Source organism: Thermococcus piezophilus, assembly GCF_001647085.1.
Taxonomy (GTDB): Archaea; Methanobacteriota_B; Thermococci; order Thermococcales; family Thermococcaceae; genus Thermococcus; species Thermococcus piezophilus.
Genome location: NZ_CP015520.1, coordinates 1,521,152 through 1,538,136, shown reverse-complemented (window position 1 = coordinate 1,538,136; position 16,985 = coordinate 1,521,152). Strand labels below are relative to the sequence as shown.

Annotated in this window: 25 protein-coding genes; 12 read left to right on the top strand and 13 right to left on the bottom strand. The window is 51.2% G+C overall.

The window, feature by feature from the left end; genetic code table 11:
• Positions 1-129: 129 nt before the first annotated feature.
• A complete protein-coding gene (locus A7C91_RS08435) occupies positions 130-591 on the top strand; it encodes an Lrp/AsnC family transcriptional regulator (protein WP_068666608.1) in 462 nt (153 codons plus the stop codon).
• Here the strand turns inward: A7C91_RS08435 and A7C91_RS08430 are convergent.
• From A7C91_RS08430 to A7C91_RS08420, 3 genes are read right to left on the bottom strand one after another with little or no spacing between them, the layout of a single operon-like run.
• Complete coding sequence (locus A7C91_RS08430; protein WP_068666607.1) at positions 588-1,664, bottom strand: M24 family metallopeptidase; 1,077 nt, start codon at positions 1,662-1,664, stop codon at positions 588-590. The two genes, A7C91_RS08435 and A7C91_RS08430, sit on opposite strands and share 4 nt — an antisense overlap.
• A gap of 3 nt (positions 1,665-1,667) precedes the next feature.
• Complete coding sequence (locus tag A7C91_RS08425; RefSeq protein WP_068666605.1) at positions 1,668-1,979, bottom strand: cupin domain-containing protein; 312 nt, start codon at positions 1,977-1,979, stop codon at positions 1,668-1,670.
• 1 nt (position 1,980) lies between these two features.
• Positions 1,981-3,315, bottom strand: coding sequence for a DUF438 domain-containing protein (locus tag A7C91_RS08420; RefSeq protein ID WP_068666603.1), 1,335 nt, complete (start codon positions 3,313-3,315; stop codon positions 1,981-1,983).
• A gap of 135 nt (positions 3,316-3,450) precedes the next feature.
• Between A7C91_RS08420 and A7C91_RS08415 the strand changes: the two genes are divergently transcribed.
• Positions 3,451-3,870, top strand: a complete 420-nt coding sequence (locus A7C91_RS08415; RefSeq protein ID WP_234394351.1) for a DUF1858 domain-containing protein — start codon at positions 3,451-3,453, stop codon at positions 3,868-3,870.
• A gap of 54 nt (positions 3,871-3,924) precedes the next feature.
• On the opposite strand, the gene hcp is transcribed toward A7C91_RS08415, so the two are convergent.
• Complete coding sequence (gene hcp, locus A7C91_RS08410; RefSeq protein WP_234394350.1) at positions 3,925-5,289, bottom strand: hydroxylamine reductase; 1,365 nt, start codon at positions 5,287-5,289, stop codon at positions 3,925-3,927.
• Positions 5,290-5,629: 340 nt separating this feature from the next.
• Between hcp and A7C91_RS08405 the strand changes: the two genes are divergently transcribed.
• The 4 genes from A7C91_RS08405 (at position 5,630) to A7C91_RS08390 (ending at position 7,898) form a co-directional block, all read left to right on the top strand.
• Positions 5,630-6,016 (top strand): transcriptional regulator, encoded by a 387-nt coding sequence (locus A7C91_RS08405; protein WP_068666598.1) that lies wholly within the window; start codon positions 5,630-5,632, stop codon positions 6,014-6,016.
• Positions 6,017-6,087: 71 nt separating this feature from the next.
• The gene (locus A7C91_RS08400; protein ID WP_068666596.1) at positions 6,088-6,903 is read left to right on the top strand and encodes a hypothetical protein; all 816 of its coding nucleotides are present in this window, start codon (positions 6,088-6,090) and stop codon (positions 6,901-6,903) included.
• Between the two features lie 11 nt (positions 6,904-6,914).
• A complete protein-coding gene (locus A7C91_RS08395; RefSeq protein WP_068666594.1) occupies positions 6,915-7,487 on the top strand; it encodes a hypothetical protein in 573 nt (190 codons plus the stop codon).
• A 60-nt stretch (positions 7,488-7,547) separates the two neighbouring features.
• The gene (locus A7C91_RS08390; protein WP_068666592.1) at positions 7,548-7,898 is read left to right on the top strand and encodes a thioredoxin family protein; all 351 of its coding nucleotides are present in this window, start codon (positions 7,548-7,550) and stop codon (positions 7,896-7,898) included.
• On the opposite strand, the gene A7C91_RS08385 is transcribed toward A7C91_RS08390, so the two are convergent.
• Together A7C91_RS08385 and A7C91_RS08380 are read right to left on the bottom strand one after the other, a co-directional pair.
• Complete coding sequence (locus tag A7C91_RS08385; protein ID WP_068666590.1) at positions 7,890-8,618, bottom strand: cytochrome c biogenesis CcdA family protein; 729 nt, start codon at positions 8,616-8,618, stop codon at positions 7,890-7,892. The two genes, A7C91_RS08390 and A7C91_RS08385, sit on opposite strands and share 9 nt — an antisense overlap.
• A gap of 63 nt (positions 8,619-8,681) precedes the next feature.
• On the bottom strand, positions 8,682-9,287 hold the full coding sequence (locus A7C91_RS08380) for a CGP-CTERM sorting domain-containing protein (protein WP_068666588.1): 606 nt from the start codon (positions 9,285-9,287) through the stop codon (positions 8,682-8,684).
• A 92-nt stretch (positions 9,288-9,379) separates the two neighbouring features.
• On the opposite strand from A7C91_RS08380, the gene A7C91_RS08375 reads away from it, so the two are divergent.
• Together A7C91_RS08375 and A7C91_RS08370 are read left to right on the top strand one after the other, a co-directional pair.
• Positions 9,380-9,844 (top strand): hypothetical protein, encoded by a 465-nt coding sequence (locus tag A7C91_RS08375; protein ID WP_068666586.1) that lies wholly within the window; start codon positions 9,380-9,382, stop codon positions 9,842-9,844.
• 100 nt (positions 9,845-9,944) lie between these two features.
• Positions 9,945-10,196: a hypothetical protein gene (locus tag A7C91_RS08370; RefSeq protein WP_068666584.1), complete on the top strand. Its 252-nt coding sequence runs from the start codon at positions 9,945-9,947 to the stop codon at positions 10,194-10,196.
• On the opposite strand, the gene A7C91_RS08365 is transcribed toward A7C91_RS08370, so the two are convergent.
• Together A7C91_RS08365 and A7C91_RS12385 are read right to left on the bottom strand one after the other, a co-directional pair.
• A complete protein-coding gene (locus A7C91_RS08365; RefSeq protein WP_324609474.1) occupies positions 10,187-10,519 on the bottom strand; it encodes a YbhB/YbcL family Raf kinase inhibitor-like protein in 333 nt (110 codons plus the stop codon). The genes A7C91_RS08370 and A7C91_RS08365 overlap by 10 nt on opposite strands.
• On the bottom strand, positions 10,452-10,592 hold the full coding sequence (locus tag A7C91_RS12385; protein ID WP_324609537.1) for a hypothetical protein: 141 nt from the start codon (positions 10,590-10,592) through the stop codon (positions 10,452-10,454). The genes A7C91_RS08365 and A7C91_RS12385 overlap by 68 nt, the downstream gene beginning before the upstream one ends.
• A 242-nt stretch (positions 10,593-10,834) precedes the next feature.
• Between A7C91_RS12385 and A7C91_RS08360 the strand changes: the two genes are divergently transcribed.
• From A7C91_RS08360 to A7C91_RS08345, 4 genes are read left to right on the top strand one after another with little or no spacing between them, the layout of a single operon-like run.
• Positions 10,835-11,296, top strand: a complete 462-nt coding sequence (locus A7C91_RS08360) for a DUF2284 domain-containing protein (RefSeq protein WP_068666582.1) — start codon at positions 10,835-10,837, stop codon at positions 11,294-11,296.
• A gap of 9 nt (positions 11,297-11,305) precedes the next feature.
• The gene (locus tag A7C91_RS08355; protein ID WP_234394349.1) at positions 11,306-11,755 is read left to right on the top strand and encodes a hypothetical protein; all 450 of its coding nucleotides are present in this window, start codon (positions 11,306-11,308) and stop codon (positions 11,753-11,755) included.
• The gene (locus A7C91_RS08350; RefSeq protein ID WP_068666578.1) at positions 11,749-12,243 is read left to right on the top strand and encodes a hypothetical protein; all 495 of its coding nucleotides are present in this window, start codon (positions 11,749-11,751) and stop codon (positions 12,241-12,243) included. The genes A7C91_RS08355 and A7C91_RS08350 overlap by 7 nt, the downstream gene beginning before the upstream one ends.
• Positions 12,227-13,237: a PIN domain-containing protein gene (locus tag A7C91_RS08345; RefSeq protein WP_068666577.1), complete on the top strand. Its 1,011-nt coding sequence runs from the start codon at positions 12,227-12,229 to the stop codon at positions 13,235-13,237. Before A7C91_RS08350 ends, A7C91_RS08345 begins: the two co-directional genes overlap by 17 nt.
• An 11-nt stretch (positions 13,238-13,248) precedes the next feature.
• Here A7C91_RS08345 and A7C91_RS08340 read toward each other — a convergent pair whose 3' ends face one another.
• The 5 genes from A7C91_RS08340 to A7C91_RS08315 form a co-directional block, all read right to left on the bottom strand.
• The gene (locus tag A7C91_RS08340) at positions 13,249-14,571 is read right to left on the bottom strand and encodes a RuvB-like helicase (protein ID WP_068666575.1); all 1,323 of its coding nucleotides are present in this window, start codon (positions 14,569-14,571) and stop codon (positions 13,249-13,251) included.
• 266 nt (positions 14,572-14,837) lie between these two features.
• Positions 14,838-15,089, bottom strand: a complete 252-nt coding sequence (locus A7C91_RS08330; RefSeq protein WP_068666571.1) for a hypothetical protein — start codon at positions 15,087-15,089, stop codon at positions 14,838-14,840.
• A 191-nt stretch (positions 15,090-15,280) separates the two neighbouring features.
• A complete protein-coding gene (locus A7C91_RS08325) occupies positions 15,281-16,042 on the bottom strand; it encodes a 7-carboxy-7-deazaguanine synthase QueE (RefSeq protein ID WP_068666569.1) in 762 nt (253 codons plus the stop codon).
• Positions 16,043-16,044: 2 nt separating this feature from the next.
• A complete protein-coding gene (locus A7C91_RS08320) occupies positions 16,045-16,302 on the bottom strand; it encodes a hypothetical protein (protein WP_068666567.1) in 258 nt (85 codons plus the stop codon).
• 64 nt (positions 16,303-16,366) lie between these two features.
• Positions 16,367-16,867, bottom strand: coding sequence for a hypothetical protein (locus tag A7C91_RS08315; RefSeq protein WP_068666565.1), 501 nt, complete (start codon positions 16,865-16,867; stop codon positions 16,367-16,369).
• Positions 16,868-16,985: the final 118 nt, after the last annotated feature.

Sequence of the window (16,985 nt, the reverse complement as noted above, 5' to 3'; positions counted from 1 at the left end):
TCATCTCCATAATCTCACCTCCAATGCTATACACGTTGTAGACTTAATAGTAATTTCGCCCAAATTTTGGTGAATTCGCAGAAAAGCTTAAGACCTTAATGTCGAATTAACAGAATAGGTGGCTGCATAATGCGGGAGAATGAACACCTTAACGAACTCGATAGGATGATACTCTACATCCTCCAGGAGGACGGGAGGGCGAGTTACTCGGAGATAGCGAGGAGGCTCAGAATACCTGAATCGACGGTAAGGCTCCGCGTGAAGAAGCTCTTGGAAAGGGGAATCATAAGAAAGTTCGCGGCACTGATAAACCCATTCAAGGCGGGCTATAACATAGTGGCATTCATAGCCGTTGACATCGAGCCAAACAAAATAAAGCAAGCAGCGGAAGAGCTAAGCAAGCTGCCTGAAGTTGATGTTCTCGGCATAGCCACAGGAGCGCACGACATACTCATGCAGGTAACGGTGAAGGATTTGCAGGAGCTGGAGAGCTTTCTAATAGAAAAGCTGGGAAAGATCGAGGGAATAAGGAGCACGGAAACATCAATCCTGACGAGCGTCCGGAAGTGGGGCTACGCAAGGGTGTTTTAGGTGACCCTCTCAATGCCGTTTTCCTTTACGATGTAGGTGTCCTCCTTCTTTATGGCCCCTTCGGTAATCATGAGCGGCGGGTGGATTATTGTGAGAACCATATTCTCTTGTACCTTCGCGGCCCTCTGTGGAACGACGATGGTCGTTATCGGCGGTTCCTCGATTAACAGACCGACTCCGTGGGTGTAGCCAGCTATGTAGGCATCACCAAAGCCCCTCTCCTTGAAGAAATTCGTAAGCTTCTTCTCCACTGCCGAAAGGGGAACGCCGATTCTGGTTTCCTCCAGCGCAAGTCTGTAAGCCTCTTCCTTGACCTCAATGGCTTTTCTGACACTCTCACCGGGATCGCCGACCACGAAAGTCCTCGCCATGTTCGCATAATAATGGTTCCAGTCTGCCCCTATGACGACCGTAACGACACCGTTCTCCTTTACTTTCAAGTCCCTGAAGGGCTCTGCGTGGGCCCTTGGTGTTGTTGAGACATAAACCTTGGGATCTTCACTGCCGTTGAGCATGAGCTCGCGCATAACCTCGGCCGCTATCTCGAGCTCGCTCATGCCAGGCTTTATAACATCCTCTGAAACCTTCATACCCTTCTGGGCTATCTTTCCAGCTTTCCTGATATTGTCGAGCTCCCATTCATCCTTTATAATCCTGAGGCCCATCGTGAGATCAAGGATATCCACTATCTCAACCGTTGGATTCAGCCGCTGGAATATCTTGAGGAAGATTAAGTAGGCGTCCCTCTCTACGCCGAACTCTAAACCGACACGCTCCATGCCATTACCGTGTATCCAGCTCACCACACCGGCCATCAAGTCCTCGACCTTCCGGAACTCGACGACATTCTCAATCCAGCTCCTCCGCTTGAACTCCTCGGCCTCGCCCTTGACGACGTAAACGATCGGTTCCCCTTCGGCCGGAATAAGGATGCTTGGACGGAGCCACTTGGTGCCGGTGAAGTAGATAAAGCTCGACAGAGTTCTGATGACTGCCCCGTCTATCTCATTATCCCTTAAAAGCTCCTGGAAGCGCTCGACCCTTTTCCGAAATATCTCGGGATTTCCCCTCATTTTTCACACCACCTTAACGACGAGAAAGGACATCTCCATGCTTCCAGCGTTCGAGACGCTGTGGGGGATGTTCTTAGGTAAGTATACGAGGTATCCCTTCTTAACCTCTGCTCTCTCCTCACCGACTTCTACCACACCCCTTCCCTTGAGCACGTAGAGAAAGGCATCCACTGAAGTGGAGTGCTTCTTGAGCTCTTCACCGGGTTTTAGGCTCACGTGGAGCACGCTGACTTTCTCCATCGCGAGGAGCTTTCTAACGTCCACTCCGTGAGGGTTTTCGACCCCTTCGGCGTTTTCGACGTTAACAACAATCATCTCAATTCCTCCAGTCGAGAAGCCTCTTTTCGCCTTCAATTTTCTTATACGGGGCGATGTCCATCGTAATCTCAAGGGTCCCGAGGTATTCACCGTTATCATCGAAGAGCGGCACGTATTTGATGTAAACGTACTTCGGCCCCATGCGTATCCAGAAGGTGGACTCTTTCTCCCTGCCCTCTTTGAAGGCCTCGAGGATTTTGTTCACTATGTGGACGCTCTTAGGTGGATGGCAGAGATGGACGGGCCTTCCAAGGACGCTCAACGAGCGCGTGAATATCCTCTCGCCTGGCGAAAAGAACCTCACGCGGTCGTCCTTGTCTATAAAGGTCACATCAACCGGAAGGGCCTCGAATATTGCCTTGAGTTCCTCGACGTTAACGTAGCCGGTTCCAAGGTCTATGTCGTCCTCACGTTTGAGCTCAGCTTTGTCAAACTCCAGCGGCTGTCCCTTAAGGGCCTGCTGAACCTCCTTTGGAAGGCCGAGGAGCTGCTCTGCATTCAGCGTCGGGTCAATCTGCCAGGGGTGAAGGGGCTCAACGTCGGGGTTCCACTCCTTTGGCTGGACTTTGTAGTAGCCAAACTCGTCTTCCTGAAATCTTATAGCCTTCCACTCACCCTCGCTCAGCAGGGCCTTAACGGTGGGATAGAATATGTTGTTTTCCCTGAAGACCATGTCAGTTAGGGCAAAAGCCGCCTCGTTTGCCTTTTCCTTGAACTTCGTGACGAACTCTTCCCAGGGCATCTCCTCCCTCTTCCTTAAAAGCTCGGTGAGGTGCTTTATCATGAACCTTATCTCGTCATGCTTCATCCAGAGGACGGTTGCTATTGCCGTCAGGCCGCGGCGCTCGATGTATGGGAAAATGAGCATCTCTTCGCGGTTGTAGTGGGTGAAGCCGACCTTCCTGAGGTTGCCCACTATCTCCTCAAGAACGCCGAGGATTTCTTTCCTCATGAGATCGTCCTTGGTGTTGACCAGTGTCGAGGCGTAAAGATTAAGCATTTCGGCGTCCTTCATTATCTCATGGTTCTCCTCGTAGAGAGTCCTGAGCGGATGTCCCTCTGGAAGATCCTTCTCTTCGAGCTCGTCAGTACCCGAAACTGCCTCGCGGAAGAGCTCGACATGGATGTCGCACATCTTGGCTATCTCCTTAGCGGAGATGCCTTCCTTCACCAGCTCCTGCTCGATGAGCGGGATTTCAAGGGGGGAGATGCTACTTAAGACTGCCTTAAACTCAGTCTTCAGCTTGTTTACCTCTTCTCCCTCGTGTATCTTTTTGAGCAGATTCTTGAGCTGCTCCTTCTTATACTCCCTGTTGTTCAGTAACTCGGTCATCTTAGTCACCTTCATGACATATGTCATAGATGGCGCTTATAAGTATTTCTGGACATATCTGAACATAGAAAACTAAACAATCCTGACCAGTAAAGATTATATGCCGCGTGTCATACATTCGAACGGTGAGCGAAAATGATGCTTGATGTTAGGGGCTTGAAACCTCCCCAACCAGCTGTTATGATCCTCGAGAGCCTCGGGAAGCTCAAGGTCGGGGATACACTTGAGGTTATAGGCGGCAGACCTTTCGTTGACTTGATTCCTAAGTTGGAGGAGGCAGGATATGACATTGAAGTTAGGGAAGTCGGCGGTTTCTTCGTCCTCAAAGTTACGAAGACCGAAAGCTCGAAGGAATTTAAGATGAAAGTTAAAGAGTGCGACGATAGGCTGGATGAGATAACAGAAGACACCAACGTGGCCAAGCTTCTCAAGGCCTATCCTCAGTCCCTTGAGATACTCGTCAAGTATGGCTTCTCTCCGCCCCATAACCCTGTGATGAGGAAAACCTGGTCAGAACAGTGGCCCTTAGGCAGGCCAAAAAGCTTCTCGGTATGAGCGACGAGAAGTTCAAGGCCATGATAGAAGAATTGAAAAACTGGAGGCGAGGAATTAATCCACCTCCTCCACTGAGATGGCCCAATCTTCCACCCTTATTCCCTTGCTGAGCATGTCTTTCAGATCCTTCTCTGGGTCACCAGTTAATCTAAGGTCAAACTGCTTCCTTAGGATTTCGAAAACGTTTGGCGTTAGGAATTCTGGCGCTTTTGGACCTATGTAAATACCCTTCACTCCCAAGTACAGAAGGGTGTAAAGTATGCCGATGGCCTTCTGCTCCATCCACGACAGTACTATGCTGACGGGGAGTGAGTTAACGTCGGTTCCGAGCTCGCTTGCCAGAGCTAGTGCTATCTCTATTATCGAGTAGACGTTGTTGCACTGGCCGAAGTCCAGGAACCTTGGAATGCCCTCGATCGTCCCGTAGTCCCTCGCGTTGTAGCGGAACTTTCCACAGGCGGCCGAGAGTATTATGGCATCGTCAGGAATGAGCTCTGTGAGCCTCTCGTAGTAGCCCATGCCCTTGTGGGGCGTATCACAGCCACCGACGACGAAGATGTGCCGTATCTTGCCCTCTTGGATGAGCTCTATGAGCTTATCTTTCATGGCCAGCACATTGGTGTGATGGAAGCCCGTGAGAAGCTGTCCCCCCTCAATTTTTTCCATCCTCGGGGTTTCCAGAGCCCTCTTTATCAAAGGCTCGAAGTCGTAGTCCCTAATGTGTGGGACTCCCTCAAGGCCAGCTATTCCAACTGTGAATATTCTGTCCGCGTAGGCCTTTGTCGGCTGCTGGACGCAGTTGCTCGTTCCTAGTATAACACCGGGGAATTCTGCAAACTCCTTTCTCTGGTACAGCCAGCTCCCGCCCCAGTTGCCGTAGAGCGATTTGAACTTCCTCAGTTTGGGATAGGCGTGGGCGGGGAACATTTCTGCGTGGGTGTAGACCCTGATGTCATCATCGAGTCCCATCTCTTCAATCTGCTTGAGAAGCTCGTACAACGCCTTATAGCTGTGACCCGTGACGAGGATGCCGTGACCTTCCTCGGTGCCAGTGGGCACTTTCACGGGCTCCGGCCTTCCGAAGGTCTCAACATACGCCCTATCCAGAAGCTTCATGGCCTCGAGATGGATTCTTCCGTTCTCAAGGATGAGCCCAAGGAAGCGGTTTTTGTCGAAGTTGACGTTAGTCAGGGTAGAGTATAGGGCCTCGGCAAGGAAGTGGCCAATCTCTGGATTGTCATAGCCAACCTCGAGCGCATGGTAGTAGTAGGCGGCGGTGCCCTTTATTCCATAGAGCAGCGCTTCCTGAAGGGAGTTCAAGTCCGGGTCTTTTCCGCACACGCCCCTAACGGTACAGCCACCACTCAGGCTCATCGAACACTGGTTGCAGAGCATCCCAACACCTCCAGGCAACTTCATCACGATTCCCTCTATGACACGTGTCATATACCTCGAGCTATAGATGAAGATACCTTCATAAAAAGTTTGTGGTTTCTTAACATAAACGACCACATTTACATAGCCGAAAAGAAAATATTTGAGACATACAGTCTCATTAACTGTTATATTATGTTCTAATTTTTGAATTGAATGTTTTCAACTTTCCCATTCTCTCAAGGTGTATATGATACGTATCATTACACTGTAATTTCCAGAAAACCACGAGTCATAACAAAGAAAATGTTCATTTAATTCAACCTGAAGCTTGGCCAAAGTTCGACCAAAAGTCTTAAATATTCCGTGCGTCATATAAGGTTACATGAAAACTAATGCTTTCGAAGTTGCTTCACGCTATGTCTACCCCTCGCTGAGGCGCAGACTTGTAGAGATACTCAGGGAGAAGGGACTCAAGCAGACACAGATAGCGGAGCTTTTGCACATTACTCAGTCCGCCGTTTCTCGATATCTGAGGATGGACAGGGGAGCTTTAATAGACGTCGCCCAGTTCCCAGACATAGATGATGACCTCAAAAAGCTCGCCGAGGAGATAATCAGGAAGAGACCTGCCGAGTACGAAATCCACTCGATGCTAGTTCAAATCTCGCTGGAGATGCTGGGCAAAGGCTACGTCTGTTCTTTCCACTCCCAGATTGACCCCGAGTTGAACCCTGTCCAGTGCAGGGTCTGCCTAGAGCTGTTCGGTTAGCCGAAAGTTTACAGCCGAGACTAACACAACATTTAATATGTTTCGACGTGTATCTTAACCTGGTGATTCTCATGAAAAGGGCACTTGTAACCCTTACTCCCCCCGAGAGCAAGAGGTTGATAGCCAAAGCGGTAGTGGCCATGGAAGAGGTCCAGCACGCCCTTAAGCACGGCTTTGTCTACATCGCGACTGGAACGACCGCAGCCTACATAGCCGAGGAGCTCCTCGGGGAGAAAATCGAAAAGGAGAAGTGGACCGTTGGAGTAATAAGCAAAGGCAGAACGTGCGTTACCCCCAAGGATACCTGGCCGAAGCACCTCGTCCTATACAAGGGGAAGCCCTTTGAGGGCGAGCCGATAGAAGCCCTGAGAGAGATGGGACCGAAGGACGTCTTCATCAAGGGCGGAAACGCGATAGACGTAAACTGGAACGTGGCCGTCTTTGCCGCCGCCCCAGACGGAGGAACGATAGGCAAGACCTTCGGCTGGACGATAGCCAAGGGGGTCTTTACGATAACGCCCATAAGCCTGGAGAAGTTCGTTCCCACGCCCGTGGAGGAGAGCGCCAAGCTCACTGGTATATATTCCTTCGACTGGGGTACGGGCCTCTACGCGGCTCTCGTTCCAATCCCCCATGCTCACCCTGTGACGGAGGTTGAAGTCTACAGGATACTCTCCGACGTTGAAGCGATACCAATAGCTGCAGGAGGCGCCGGTGGGGCCGAGGGAAGTGTAACGCTCGTTCTTGAAGGAGAGGACGACGCCATGGAAAAGGCCAAGGAGATAACGAAGGCTGTAAAGGGTGAGCCCTACCTCAAGCCGTACACAGAGGACTGTGCCGTCTGTCCCTTCGCGAAGATATGTGGGCTAGGAAGCGGAGCCTTCTGAGGTGAAGCTTGATGAAACGGGCCCTCGCTTTGGTTCTTTTAATTCTTCTTTTGGCTCCACTCGTTCTCGCTGACGAATACGCGGGAGAAGAAGACGAATACGAGGCTGGCTACACGGCCTTTGCAGTGGCTGGAGTTGCCATGATAGCAGTGGGAGTGATCTATTACTCGCTCACCAAAAGAAAGCTTCTAATAATCCACAAGAAATCGAGCGAGTGGGGCTTCGAGATAAAGCCTGAACAGCCCTACGTGACGGTGTTTGGGCCGGTTCATCCCCTCACCATCCACCATGTCCTCACGATAACAGGTACCCTTTTGGTGTTCGTTCACTTCTTCTCGTGCGATAATTACTCAGGCCTCGCTGGAGGAACCGGTCTCAGCATGGCCATAACACTGGTTCTGCTGAACGTCAGTGGCTTTGCTGGACGCTACATTCACGGCAAAGTAACCCTAGCCGCAAAGAAGCACGACAGCACCATGGCCAAGAAGTTCGTTAGGATACTGGGGCACTGGAAGAAGGTGCACATTGCACTGGCGATAATATTCGCGATACTGCTCATCATTCACCTCAACGCCGTTGATTGAAGCTTTTTTCAAGAATTTCTTTTTAAGCCTCCGTTTTTTCTCTTCTATTGGGGGTGAGCCATGAACGAGCTGGAGATAATTAGGAGAAAAAAGATGCTTGAGCTGATGAAGAGGGCTGGGATGATAGAGGTCAAGCCAAAGAGACCTAAAGTCCTCATTGAGGTCATCACCGCCCCAGGCTGTCCCTACTGTCCCATAGCAGTCCAGATGGCAAAGGAGCTAGAGAGGAAGTACGAGGGTGTGGTAGCTAAAGAGCTAAGCGTCGCAACGCCAGAGGGACAGAGAAAGGCTATGGAGCACAACATCCTCGGAACTCCCACCATACTGATAAACAACAGAGTGGAGTTTATAGGCGTGCCAAACTTTGGGGAGTTCGAGAGAAAAGTAAGAGCGCTGTTAGGCCTACAGTGAGGCCCCCGTGAGAACCCAGATCCCTATCGCTATGAGCAATATCCCCGCTATCACGGACAGCTCCCTGCTGTGCCTCACCATCGCCTGGGAGAAGTGCTTGCTCTCCGTTACACTACCCATGGCAAGGAGGATGACTACCAGTGGCAGGACAAAGACGAGGTTGTACAGGGCGAGCAGAAGAAAGGCAAGCGTTTTTCCGCTCTTTGATATTATTATCGCGTAGACGAGATAGCTGCCGGCAGAGCAGGGAAGGAGAGTCGTCGAGACTATGATGCCAAGGGTGAAAGCTCCAAGGAGCGTCGCGTCGCTCCTGAATATCTTTTTCCTCAGGTCACTCTTCCCAAAGACCCTTGACTTCTCCATCAATCCTGTAACGATGGTATACAAGCCGAATATTATCGCGGCAACGCCCGCGACCCAAAGGGGCAGGCAGCCAGCGAAGTAGAGCAGGCCAACGCCCAGGAGATAGTACGAGATATAGACGGCCGCTATGAATGAGGCCCCAATGATATAGAGCCTCCTCCGTGAAATCTCTCTAACGGAGAGTGCTATGAGGAGCATGGTGTAGATGACGAAGGTGCACGGGTTTATGGAGTCGCTCATTGCAAGTGTGAAGAACTGCGGGATGAAGTGAGTCAAATCGAGTGCCCAGAGCGCCAAGGAGCTTATTCCAAAGGAAGCCATGAGGATGATAGCCAGTGCCTTGACTTCACTCCTCATGGTAGCCACTTCCGCCATAAACTTTTTTGTTGCTTTCTAAAACAAAAAGTTGAGAACAAAAGGTTAGCGCCTTCTCAAGGCGAGGAGGGGCAGGAGAACAAGTACCACGACTATTCCCGGGCCGCAGGTCTTGCCATCATCCCCTGACTCTTGTCCATAGGTATCTGTAGCTGCGGTAGTGCTGGACGCTTCAGTGGATTCGGCCCCTGGAAGCCTGTGCTCAACGTAGATCGCCTGAAGTTCCTCAATGACGGTCTGGTTTTTTATCAGGTATGCCTGTCCCCCAACAACCAGTATGAGACCTCCTTCCTGCATGGCAGCCTCGATTATCTTGGGCGTTGCCGAAACGTTGAACTCACCCTCTATAATGGCGTAGAGCTTCCCGTCGTACGCTACACCTATTGCTGGAACCCCCATAATGCCGGTGTATTTGTACTGTTCACCGAAAAGCTTCTGATTCTCCTCGTTGTTCACCAGCTCGTAATAGGTCAGACTTTCGGGGCCATAGATTTCCGGGATGAGCTTTTTCATATTCTGGCAATGGGGACATGTGGCCATGCCATACATGTAGAAGTGAATTTTGTTTGGGTCTATCTGGGTTTCAGCCGCTGCGTAGGAGAGCGTCGAAACCGTCAGGAGGAAAAGCAGCAGTAAAGCAATCCTCTTCATTTTCTCACCTGCAGATAATTCTCGCGGGAGGTTATAAACCTTGGCCGCGGAAAGCTTAAATCCTTCAAAGCCCAAGACTTGTGGGGATAATCATGCAGGAGTGGTATCGCTCTCGGGCGCTCTATGAGGCAGTCCTCAAGCTTGTTGATTCTGGAAACTTCGACGAAGCCGTCAAAATGACGGAAGATATACCCGACAAAGGCATTAGAGCGAAGGCCCTCTCACGCATCGCTGTCGCGCTGGCAAAGAGGGGGGCCGATTATAGGGAAGTCCTGGAAAGGGCCATAAAATCCGCCCTCGATATAGACAACCATGACGAAAGCACCAAGGCTTTAATGAGCCTCGCCTTTGAGTTCCTGAACCTTGACAAACCCGAGGAGGCCATGAAGATAGCCAACTACATAACCGACCTCTCAAACCGCTCGAAGATACAGGCTGAAGTTGCATTAGCCCTCGCCAAAGCAGGTAAGATCTCCGATGCAATGGAGATTATCAACAGTATCCTTGATGAAGACGTTAAAACATGGGCGATGTCTCGGCTCGCGAGCCAGCTTTAGCTTAGACTTGCCTATTTCAGGCATTCTATTCCCAGGTTTTAACATGTATGCATCCACAAGGCTTTTTTAGGCTCGCCCGTTTCCCGTTCGGGTGAGAAAAATGAACGGTGGAGAGATAATAGGACTCATAGGAATGCTACTGCTGGTCAGCTCGTGGCTACCTCAAACCATCGAGACCGTGAAGAAAAAGCACTGCCCGCTGAACATGAAGTTTATCATAATCTACGTTGTAGCGGCAACACTGCTGACGATATACTCCCACATAATAGGGGACAGGATATTCTTTACCCTGAACTTCCTGTCTGCACTCCAGAGTGCCATAAACCTCGCGGTGAAACTGCTCTACCCATGACCTTTATTTTCTCTCGTAGAGCCCCACAAGCTCCCGCACTGGATGACATGCCCTTTTATGGCTTTTTCCAGTTCTTCCCTGCTGGCTCCGGGGTTGAGATTCAGCTTCCTGTCAAGGATGTAGACCTTGAAGTGATAGTAGTGAACGCCATGCCCCTTCGGTGGACAGGGGCCGTCATAACCTATCCTTCCAAAGTCGTTCATACCCTGCATCACGTGAACCGGCTGCTCAACATTTGCCCTGGGAGTGATTCCCCTAGGTATCTCCCCGAGCGGTGAAATGTTCCAGGCCCTCCAGTGGATAAAAGTTCCCCCTAGGAGCATCTAGGTCATCAACTATTATGGCCACAATCTCGGCTTTCGGGTCAATATAACCAATGAAAATCGGCGGATTAATGTTCTCCCCATCGCAAGTAAACTCAACGGGAATGAATTCTCCGTCGTGGAATATGAATCATATCTCAAAGGTCTTCTCAAATGACATATCTGCACCTCCTTTCGAAGACAGGCACCCGCCGCGAGCACCGTAAGGGTCACCAGCAAGCTACCTACTTCATGGTAAAGATATACGTTCTCATCAGTAAAAACATTTCTTAGCAAAGATTTTAATGGTGGATTCCTCAAGTTCAACGATGAACCATGAGGGTGCTGTGGGAGAAAGAAGTTAGCACGGATGATATAGTCGTCTCGCCGAGGCCCATCTGGAAGTGTAGGGCATGTCCAATGTACGGTAAAAGGCCAAGCTGTCCGCCCCACGTCCCGGACTGGAGGGAAGCTAGGGACTGGGTCAGCTCATTCAAACGGGCGCTCCTCATCAAGTTTGAGATTGACTACAACAACTTCGAAGCCGAGAAAAGGAAAGCCATCCTCTACCTTCTTAAGCGCGAAGAGGAGTTATTCAAAGAGGGCAAGATGTATGCGATGGCTCTCTTCCCAGGAAGTTGCAACCTATGCGATGACTGCCCCTTTGAACAGGGCGAACCCTGCAGGATGCCAACAAAGGTAAGACCGTCCATAGATGCCATCGGGATAGAGATAGGACAGCTGGTGAGGATAGACTTCTCCGAAAGCGTTTTGTATGGGATGGTGCTAATAGAATGAGGTGGGAGCGTGGGGAGTAGAGCGTTTCGCATGAAGTTTGGGATAGCCCTCGTGATATCCTTCGTTTATTCTCTTGCTGCAGCGTGGTTCTACTACATAACCGCGAAGGGTGAGCCTTTTCTGGAGGTCTCCTTCGGGACGCTCCTCCTCAACTTCTCCTTCCTCGTCTTTCTGCTGTGGATAGTTGCCAGTCCACATGCCAAAAAGAGCACCGCCGCAGACATGGTTCTCATAACGGTGATGATCATACCGGCCGGCGTTCTCGCTACCCTGCCCATTCTCTTTACCCTTACTGGTTTGGGAATCTACGAGAGCTATGGCCTCGAGTACTTCCTCATGCCGGTAATACCATTCACGCTTGCCTACAGGACCGTGGAGGGAAAAGTAACTGTTAAACCAATCCTGCTGGCATTGCTATATGGAATCATTGCATTCGCATGGGGGAATCTCACATGGTGAACCCGAGGAAGATAGCATACGTAACGCTGCTCGGCCGCTCAGAATGGGCACTCGTCAACACCTACTACGCGGTAGCTTCCAAGGGAAGAAAGCCAAAGAGAGTGTTTGTGTTCACAGAAAAGACTTACAGAGACAAACTTCCACGGGTGGTTGAGGCTATACGGGCAATCTCGGAGGCTTACAACTTCATGCCCGAGATAGAGAGCGTAGTAATCCCAGACAACAGCTTTTTAGAGGCGGATAAGAAGTTCAAGGAGCTCTTTCAGAGGCTTGAGAAGGAGGGATATACCATTGGACTCGACGTAACTTCGGGCAGGAAGGCACTGGCAACGGCGGCGGTGGTCCAGATAAGGGACTTCCCGGTAGACAGGATAATTTACATGGCACTCCTCGATATGGACTTTCCGGACAGGCCGTACATGATGATTCCGAGGCACATGCAGAGGCTCAAGAACTTCCTCGGTGATGAAAATGTCAGTGAGATATGAGATAATCGAGAAGCCCGAGCTCCAGATACTCATAAATGTCCTTCCTGAAATAGTGGTTAGCTATCCCCTCTACGAACTGCCCCTCTTCCGTGCTTGGCCATCAGAGGCTGGCTATGAAGTGAACGTCCTAGTCGGCCGCCACGAGTTCAGCGAAGCCGTTCCGGAGTACCTGTCCTATGAGCTGCCCACCTACGTCGACTTCTACGAGGCATTTATCTCCGCCGGAATACTCCGCTACGACAACATAGAGGAGTTCATGAAAAGCCTCGAGCTCTACAAGTACCTTCGCAAGGGAGTTACCTTCGCTCCCGACACTAATCTCTTCTACCACCGCTTCATTTCGGGCTTCCGACCGCTCGACGGTTATCAGATAGTCGTGGCGGAGGAAGTAAAGAAGGAAATAGAGAACGCCATGAACTACAAGTACCACCGCAGCCAGCTGAGCGAGATAGGAAAGGCCGTCAGAAACGCCCACCTGCTGAAGGAGTTCAGCAACCGACGCATGAAGAAGTCGAGGAAAGCAGCCTACATAGCCCTAAAGGAGTTCGAGCGCCTAAAAGAGCGCATAATCATCGCGGAGAGCATCAAGGATGAAGCCCACAACAACGACGAGATAATCATTAAGTCCCTCAAGCGCTACGACGAGATGACCCCAACTCTCTTAGTCTTTCTGACTGCAGACATAGCAATAACTGACGTTGCAGAGATAGAGGGGCTGGAATACTTCCTCTTCGATTACCCAACTGCCAAACTCGGAAAACACGAGGTAACCGCATATCAACTCAGGACGCTGATATTCAACTTGGCGGCCGTTTTCGGGGTCATTGAAGTGAACGGGGTAATTGTTTTCGGAGAGTTCGGCGGCAAGCGCGGACTGAACGAGCTCAAGGTGCTCTTCCCAGAGGAGAACAGGATTTACCACGAGTTTATGTTCCACCTCAAGCTGTGCAGGAGGCTCATGGAGATAATGGGGGAGAAAAGGAGCAGGGGGTAAAAAGGCGCGAATCACTTCAGCATTCCCTCAAGCGTTTCCACGAACTCTATGCTCCTCCTTAAGTCCGCGAAGTACTCTTTAGCCTTTTCCACGTGCTCTCTCTCGACCTTTCCGCCCTTCGCTATGACGCTCGCTGGAGCCAGGAGCTGGACGGCATAGCGCAGGCTGGTCTCCTCGCCGAGCTCAGCGAGGTATTCTATAGCCTCTTCGCTTATATCAATCTTTTCTTCCCTCGCACGAATCTTGACTATCTCCCGGATTTCGTCCCTCTTGTAGGGCTCGGTGTTGATGATGAGCAGTCTGTCGAGCATGTCTATCGGTATGCCATGCGGAGCCTCGATGTCCGTTCCTCTAATCTTCGTCCTTCCGCGGTTAGTTGCCAAGATGAGAATCGGTGCCAGCTCGCTCTCCATAGCCCTGGCCAGGAAGGAGAAGGCCTCTATGTCGAGCATGTGAACCTCGTCTATGAAGAGCACTCCCGGGACGAGGGTGGCCTTTCCGTCCTCTATCCACTTCTTGACCATCTCGTCGACCTTTTCCCTTATCTCGTCGCTTATCTCTGCCCCAGAGCTAAAGAGCAGTCCGAAGATGTTGCCCCTCGCGTTCGCAACATCGAGGTCATGGAGAGTGATGGTGTAAGTGAACTCCTTTATCTTGAGCACCGGGCCGCTCGGCAGGTTGACCCTCCTCTTGAAGAAGAGGCCTTCCTCTTCCTTAACTGTTCCGAGCTTTGAAATCCTGCCCGTCTCAGCGTCTATCTGTATGACGTCGCCCTCTTCAACGCCCAGTTCCAGGAGCTGGTAGGCTATCTCCCTGCCGGCCCTTATGGTCTTCTCATCGTCCTTCGTGCGGAGGGTTATTATCACGCTCTCGGGAATCTCCACGTAGGGGTTGAACGGGTGCCTTGTCTTTCTGACCTCAATTTCCTTGACTTCACCTTCGTAAACTTTCCTCTCCTCGCTGATTCTAACGCCTATCGCTCTCCTGAGGGCCTGCTTCAGGAACTCGGTCTTCTTGACCTCGGCGGAGTAAATCTCGCTGCCGGCCATCTGGACGAAGGGGACATCCTCGCCGAGTTCCCTCGCTATTCCCATGGCTATTGCCGTCTTACCGCTTCCGGTTGGGCCAACGAGGAGGATTCCCTTCCCGGCAAGCTTTCCGCGCTTGATGAGCTCGACGGCAATTCCAGCCGCTTCTCTCGCTTTAACCTGCCCCACCATGCCGTCGGCCATGAACTTCGCCTTTCCGTTCTCGTCGAGGCCAAGACCCCTTATGTGGGAGTGCATGCCGACCCTCTCGAAGGATACCTTGGCGACCTCCTCGATGACCGGCATGGCACCACCCCCTTAATCTTTCCGCTAGTTACTAAAATAAGGGAGCTTTAAAAATTTGACGGCTCAGAAATGGCCTTCAGGAATCGCCTTATCGCACCAAAGGCCTCTTCCTCCGGAGCGAAATCCTCCGTGACTCGCTCAAACGTCTGTGCTAGCTGGCTGAAGGTCAAAAGTTTTTGTGGCTCAGGCCGTCGATCCCGGGCATCACTCACCCTAAAGGCCAATGTCATCATCGCCAGTTGAAGTTCGCGAGCGGACTTAAAAACTCACCTAGGTTTGAGGACAAAGTACAGCGAAGCGACGCCCGTGATTATACTCGCTGCGAGGATAAAGGTACCGATGGTTCTTGCGAGATATGCATCCTCCTGAAGGGCGAGCCAGCCGAGGAGAAAGCCTGCCAAAACGAGTGAAATTACGGAGAGCTTCGATTTCCAGAGGAAACCGATTCCGAGGAAAAGACCGGCGAGCAGGTAGAGCGGGTTCCCGTAGTTCAGAAAGAGGAGAAGGGACAGCGCCAAGCCTGCCCATGGGGCTATCTTATCTCCCCTCTCGTCGCGGTTGATGTAGAAGGAGCCTATGATGAGAATGACGAGAGATAGAACAGTGCTTACCTAGGAGCTGTTGGATTGGGGTTCTGAGTGTACGCGGAGAGAAGCACAAAAACCGCCGAAAAACCCACGAGCGCGAGGGCCTTTCTCATGCCACCACCTCACAAGACGTTGAGATACTTGTGCACCTGGAAGCTCAGCCCGACGTTCTTGCGACCCATTATCAGAGCCGCCTCGCGGTAGAACTCCATCAGTTTTGGCTGGGAGATGTCAATGGGTTCTCGCGGCTGGATCACAAGTGGTGCTAGGCCTTTCAGGAGCGAGGCATACCAGCGAACGTTCTCTATCTTTGTGTCCTTCGTCACCACTAGCTTGGCGTATGTCTTTGCCCCAGCATCCTTCAGAATCCTTATGCTCTCTATCTCATGGAGAACGAGAGATTTCCAGTCTTCAGTTGCCTTAGCCGTTTCGTCCTTTATGTCCACGCTGGCGTAGTCCGTGAGATGAGCTACTTCCTTAATCAGCTCTGGAAGGCCGCCGTGGGTCTCAAGGAAGTTTGAAAAGCCGAGCTCGTTCATCCCCTCCATGAGAGCCTTGAGCGGCCTGACCTGAAGCGTTGGCTCGCCGCCGGTGTAGCTTATGGAATGTATATCCCCTGTGTCAAGCCACAGGATGGCATCGACTATCTCATCCAAGCTCGCCGGGTTAGGTTTGTATTTGAACTTTCCGGTGAAAGGCTCGACCTCGTAGCGCCAATGCAAGACCTTGTAGGCATCTATGAACTCCCTCGAGTCACACCAAATGCAGTTCAGGTCACAGCCTGCGAATCGTACAAATATCTGCCTCCGTCCAAATGCAGAACCCTCAACGCTCCCCCCTTCCCCCTGCCAGCTGTTGAACACCTCGGCCATTATGAGCTTCATGCTCACACCTCATCGAGGTCGATTCCCTTCACATGCTCGCTAACATAGCCCTCGAGAATCTCAATGCGGACGCTTCTATCTTCGCCCGTCATGTCGGCCATGAGCTGGACTCCTCTCGCGTAGTCCCAGAGGCGCCTCTTGGCGGCCTCTTCAATGGCCTCGCACATGACTATGATTTCCCCCGCGTTCTCCCTGCTGACAATCTCTATGACCTTCCGGGCATCCTCCTCAGTGAAGAGGCCCCTCTTCTTGAAGAGCATGCAACTCCCCCCTGTTTTCTACAAGTACATAATTACATAATTCAATATTTGCACAATTAACGAATTAAACGTACTCCATGAGCATCCCCACAGCTTCTTCGAATATCTCCCTGTCCGTGCCTTCAACGACGCTCTCGAGGTACTGGAGGTTCAGGAGGTTGAGTATTATATAGGCCGTGTTCCTGTCGAGACCAAGGTCGTAGGCCTCATAGAAGACTATCTCCCTCCCAATAGCCTCGTTCAGCATCTCCACGAAGTAGGCGATGTCCTCCACGCGGAGCTCGTCCCACTTGCTCTCCATTTCATCGAAGTAGCGCTCCATTATCCTGAGCGTCTCGAGGTCGAGCTTCAGCGTGCCCTCGAAGTAGGGAAACTCGCCAACACGGAATATCTTAACTCCCCCCTCATCATGGATACCTATGTAGTCCCAGAGAAGAACACCCTCTATGACGTTGTGGCCGTAGCGGCTCGCCAGATACGTGAACCTCTCCACTATCTCCATCATGTCCTCAAGGAACTCCTCTTCATCCTGGAAATGGATTATCTTGCTTATCGTTCCGGGCATACCTCACACCTAATTGAAGTTGGGAGTGGAGTTATAAGGCTTTGGCATCATAAAGATAAAAGATAAATAGGATGCATCTAATCAACCGATTCACTAGTATCCTCTTGTAACAAAAATA

What these genes read in the sequence shown, in the direction of transcription:
- A7C91_RS08435 (WP_068666608.1), top strand. Translation starts at nt 130, where the DNA reads ATGCGGGAGAATGAACACCTTAACGAACTCGATAGGATGATACTCTAC.
- A7C91_RS08430 (WP_068666607.1), bottom strand. Translation starts at nt 1,664, where the DNA reads ATGAGGGGAAATCCCGAGATATTTCGGAAAAGGGTCGAGCGCTTCCAG.
- A7C91_RS08425 (WP_068666605.1), bottom strand. Translation starts at nt 1,979, where the DNA reads ATGATTGTTGTTAACGTCGAAAACGCCGAAGGGGTCGAAAACCCTCAC.
- A7C91_RS08420 (WP_068666603.1), bottom strand. Translation starts at nt 3,315, where the DNA reads ATGACCGAGTTACTGAACAACAGGGAGTATAAGAAGGAGCAGCTCAAG.
- A7C91_RS08415 (WP_234394351.1), top strand. Translation starts at nt 3,451, where the DNA reads ATGATGCTTGATGTTAGGGGCTTGAAACCTCCCCAACCAGCTGTTATG.
- hcp (WP_234394350.1), bottom strand. Translation starts at nt 5,289, where the DNA reads ATGAAGTTGCCTGGAGGTGTTGGGATGCTCTGCAACCAGTGTTCGATG.
- A7C91_RS08405 (WP_068666598.1), top strand. Translation starts at nt 5,630, where the DNA reads ATGAAAACTAATGCTTTCGAAGTTGCTTCACGCTATGTCTACCCCTCG.
- A7C91_RS08400 (WP_068666596.1), top strand. Translation starts at nt 6,088, where the DNA reads ATGAAAAGGGCACTTGTAACCCTTACTCCCCCCGAGAGCAAGAGGTTG.
- A7C91_RS08395 (WP_068666594.1), top strand. Translation starts at nt 6,915, where the DNA reads ATGAAACGGGCCCTCGCTTTGGTTCTTTTAATTCTTCTTTTGGCTCCA.
- A7C91_RS08390 (WP_068666592.1), top strand. Translation starts at nt 7,548, where the DNA reads ATGAACGAGCTGGAGATAATTAGGAGAAAAAAGATGCTTGAGCTGATG.
- A7C91_RS08385 (WP_068666590.1), bottom strand. Translation starts at nt 8,618, where the DNA reads ATGAGGAGTGAAGTCAAGGCACTGGCTATCATCCTCATGGCTTCCTTT.
- A7C91_RS08380 (WP_068666588.1), bottom strand. Translation starts at nt 9,287, where the DNA reads ATGAAGAGGATTGCTTTACTGCTGCTTTTCCTCCTGACGGTTTCGACG.
- A7C91_RS08375 (WP_068666586.1), top strand. Translation starts at nt 9,380, where the DNA reads ATGCAGGAGTGGTATCGCTCTCGGGCGCTCTATGAGGCAGTCCTCAAG.
- A7C91_RS08370 (WP_068666584.1), top strand. Translation starts at nt 9,945, where the DNA reads ATGAACGGTGGAGAGATAATAGGACTCATAGGAATGCTACTGCTGGTC.
- A7C91_RS08365 (WP_324609474.1), bottom strand. Translation starts at nt 10,519, where the DNA reads ATGCTCCTAGGGGGAACTTTTATCCACTGGAGGGCCTGGAACATTTCA.
- A7C91_RS08360 (WP_068666582.1), top strand. Translation starts at nt 10,835, where the DNA reads ATGAGGGTGCTGTGGGAGAAAGAAGTTAGCACGGATGATATAGTCGTC.
- A7C91_RS08350 (WP_068666578.1), top strand. Translation starts at nt 11,749, where the DNA reads ATGGTGAACCCGAGGAAGATAGCATACGTAACGCTGCTCGGCCGCTCA.
- A7C91_RS08345 (WP_068666577.1), top strand. Translation starts at nt 12,227, where the DNA reads ATGTCAGTGAGATATGAGATAATCGAGAAGCCCGAGCTCCAGATACTC.
- A7C91_RS08340 (WP_068666575.1), bottom strand. Translation starts at nt 14,571, where the DNA reads ATGCCGGTCATCGAGGAGGTCGCCAAGGTATCCTTCGAGAGGGTCGGC.
- A7C91_RS08325 (WP_068666569.1), bottom strand. Translation starts at nt 16,042, where the DNA reads ATGAAGCTCATAATGGCCGAGGTGTTCAACAGCTGGCAGGGGGAAGGG.
- A7C91_RS08320 (WP_068666567.1), bottom strand. Translation starts at nt 16,302, where the DNA reads ATGCTCTTCAAGAAGAGGGGCCTCTTCACTGAGGAGGATGCCCGGAAG.
- A7C91_RS08315 (WP_068666565.1), bottom strand. Translation starts at nt 16,867, where the DNA reads ATGCCCGGAACGATAAGCAAGATAATCCATTTCCAGGATGAAGAGGAG.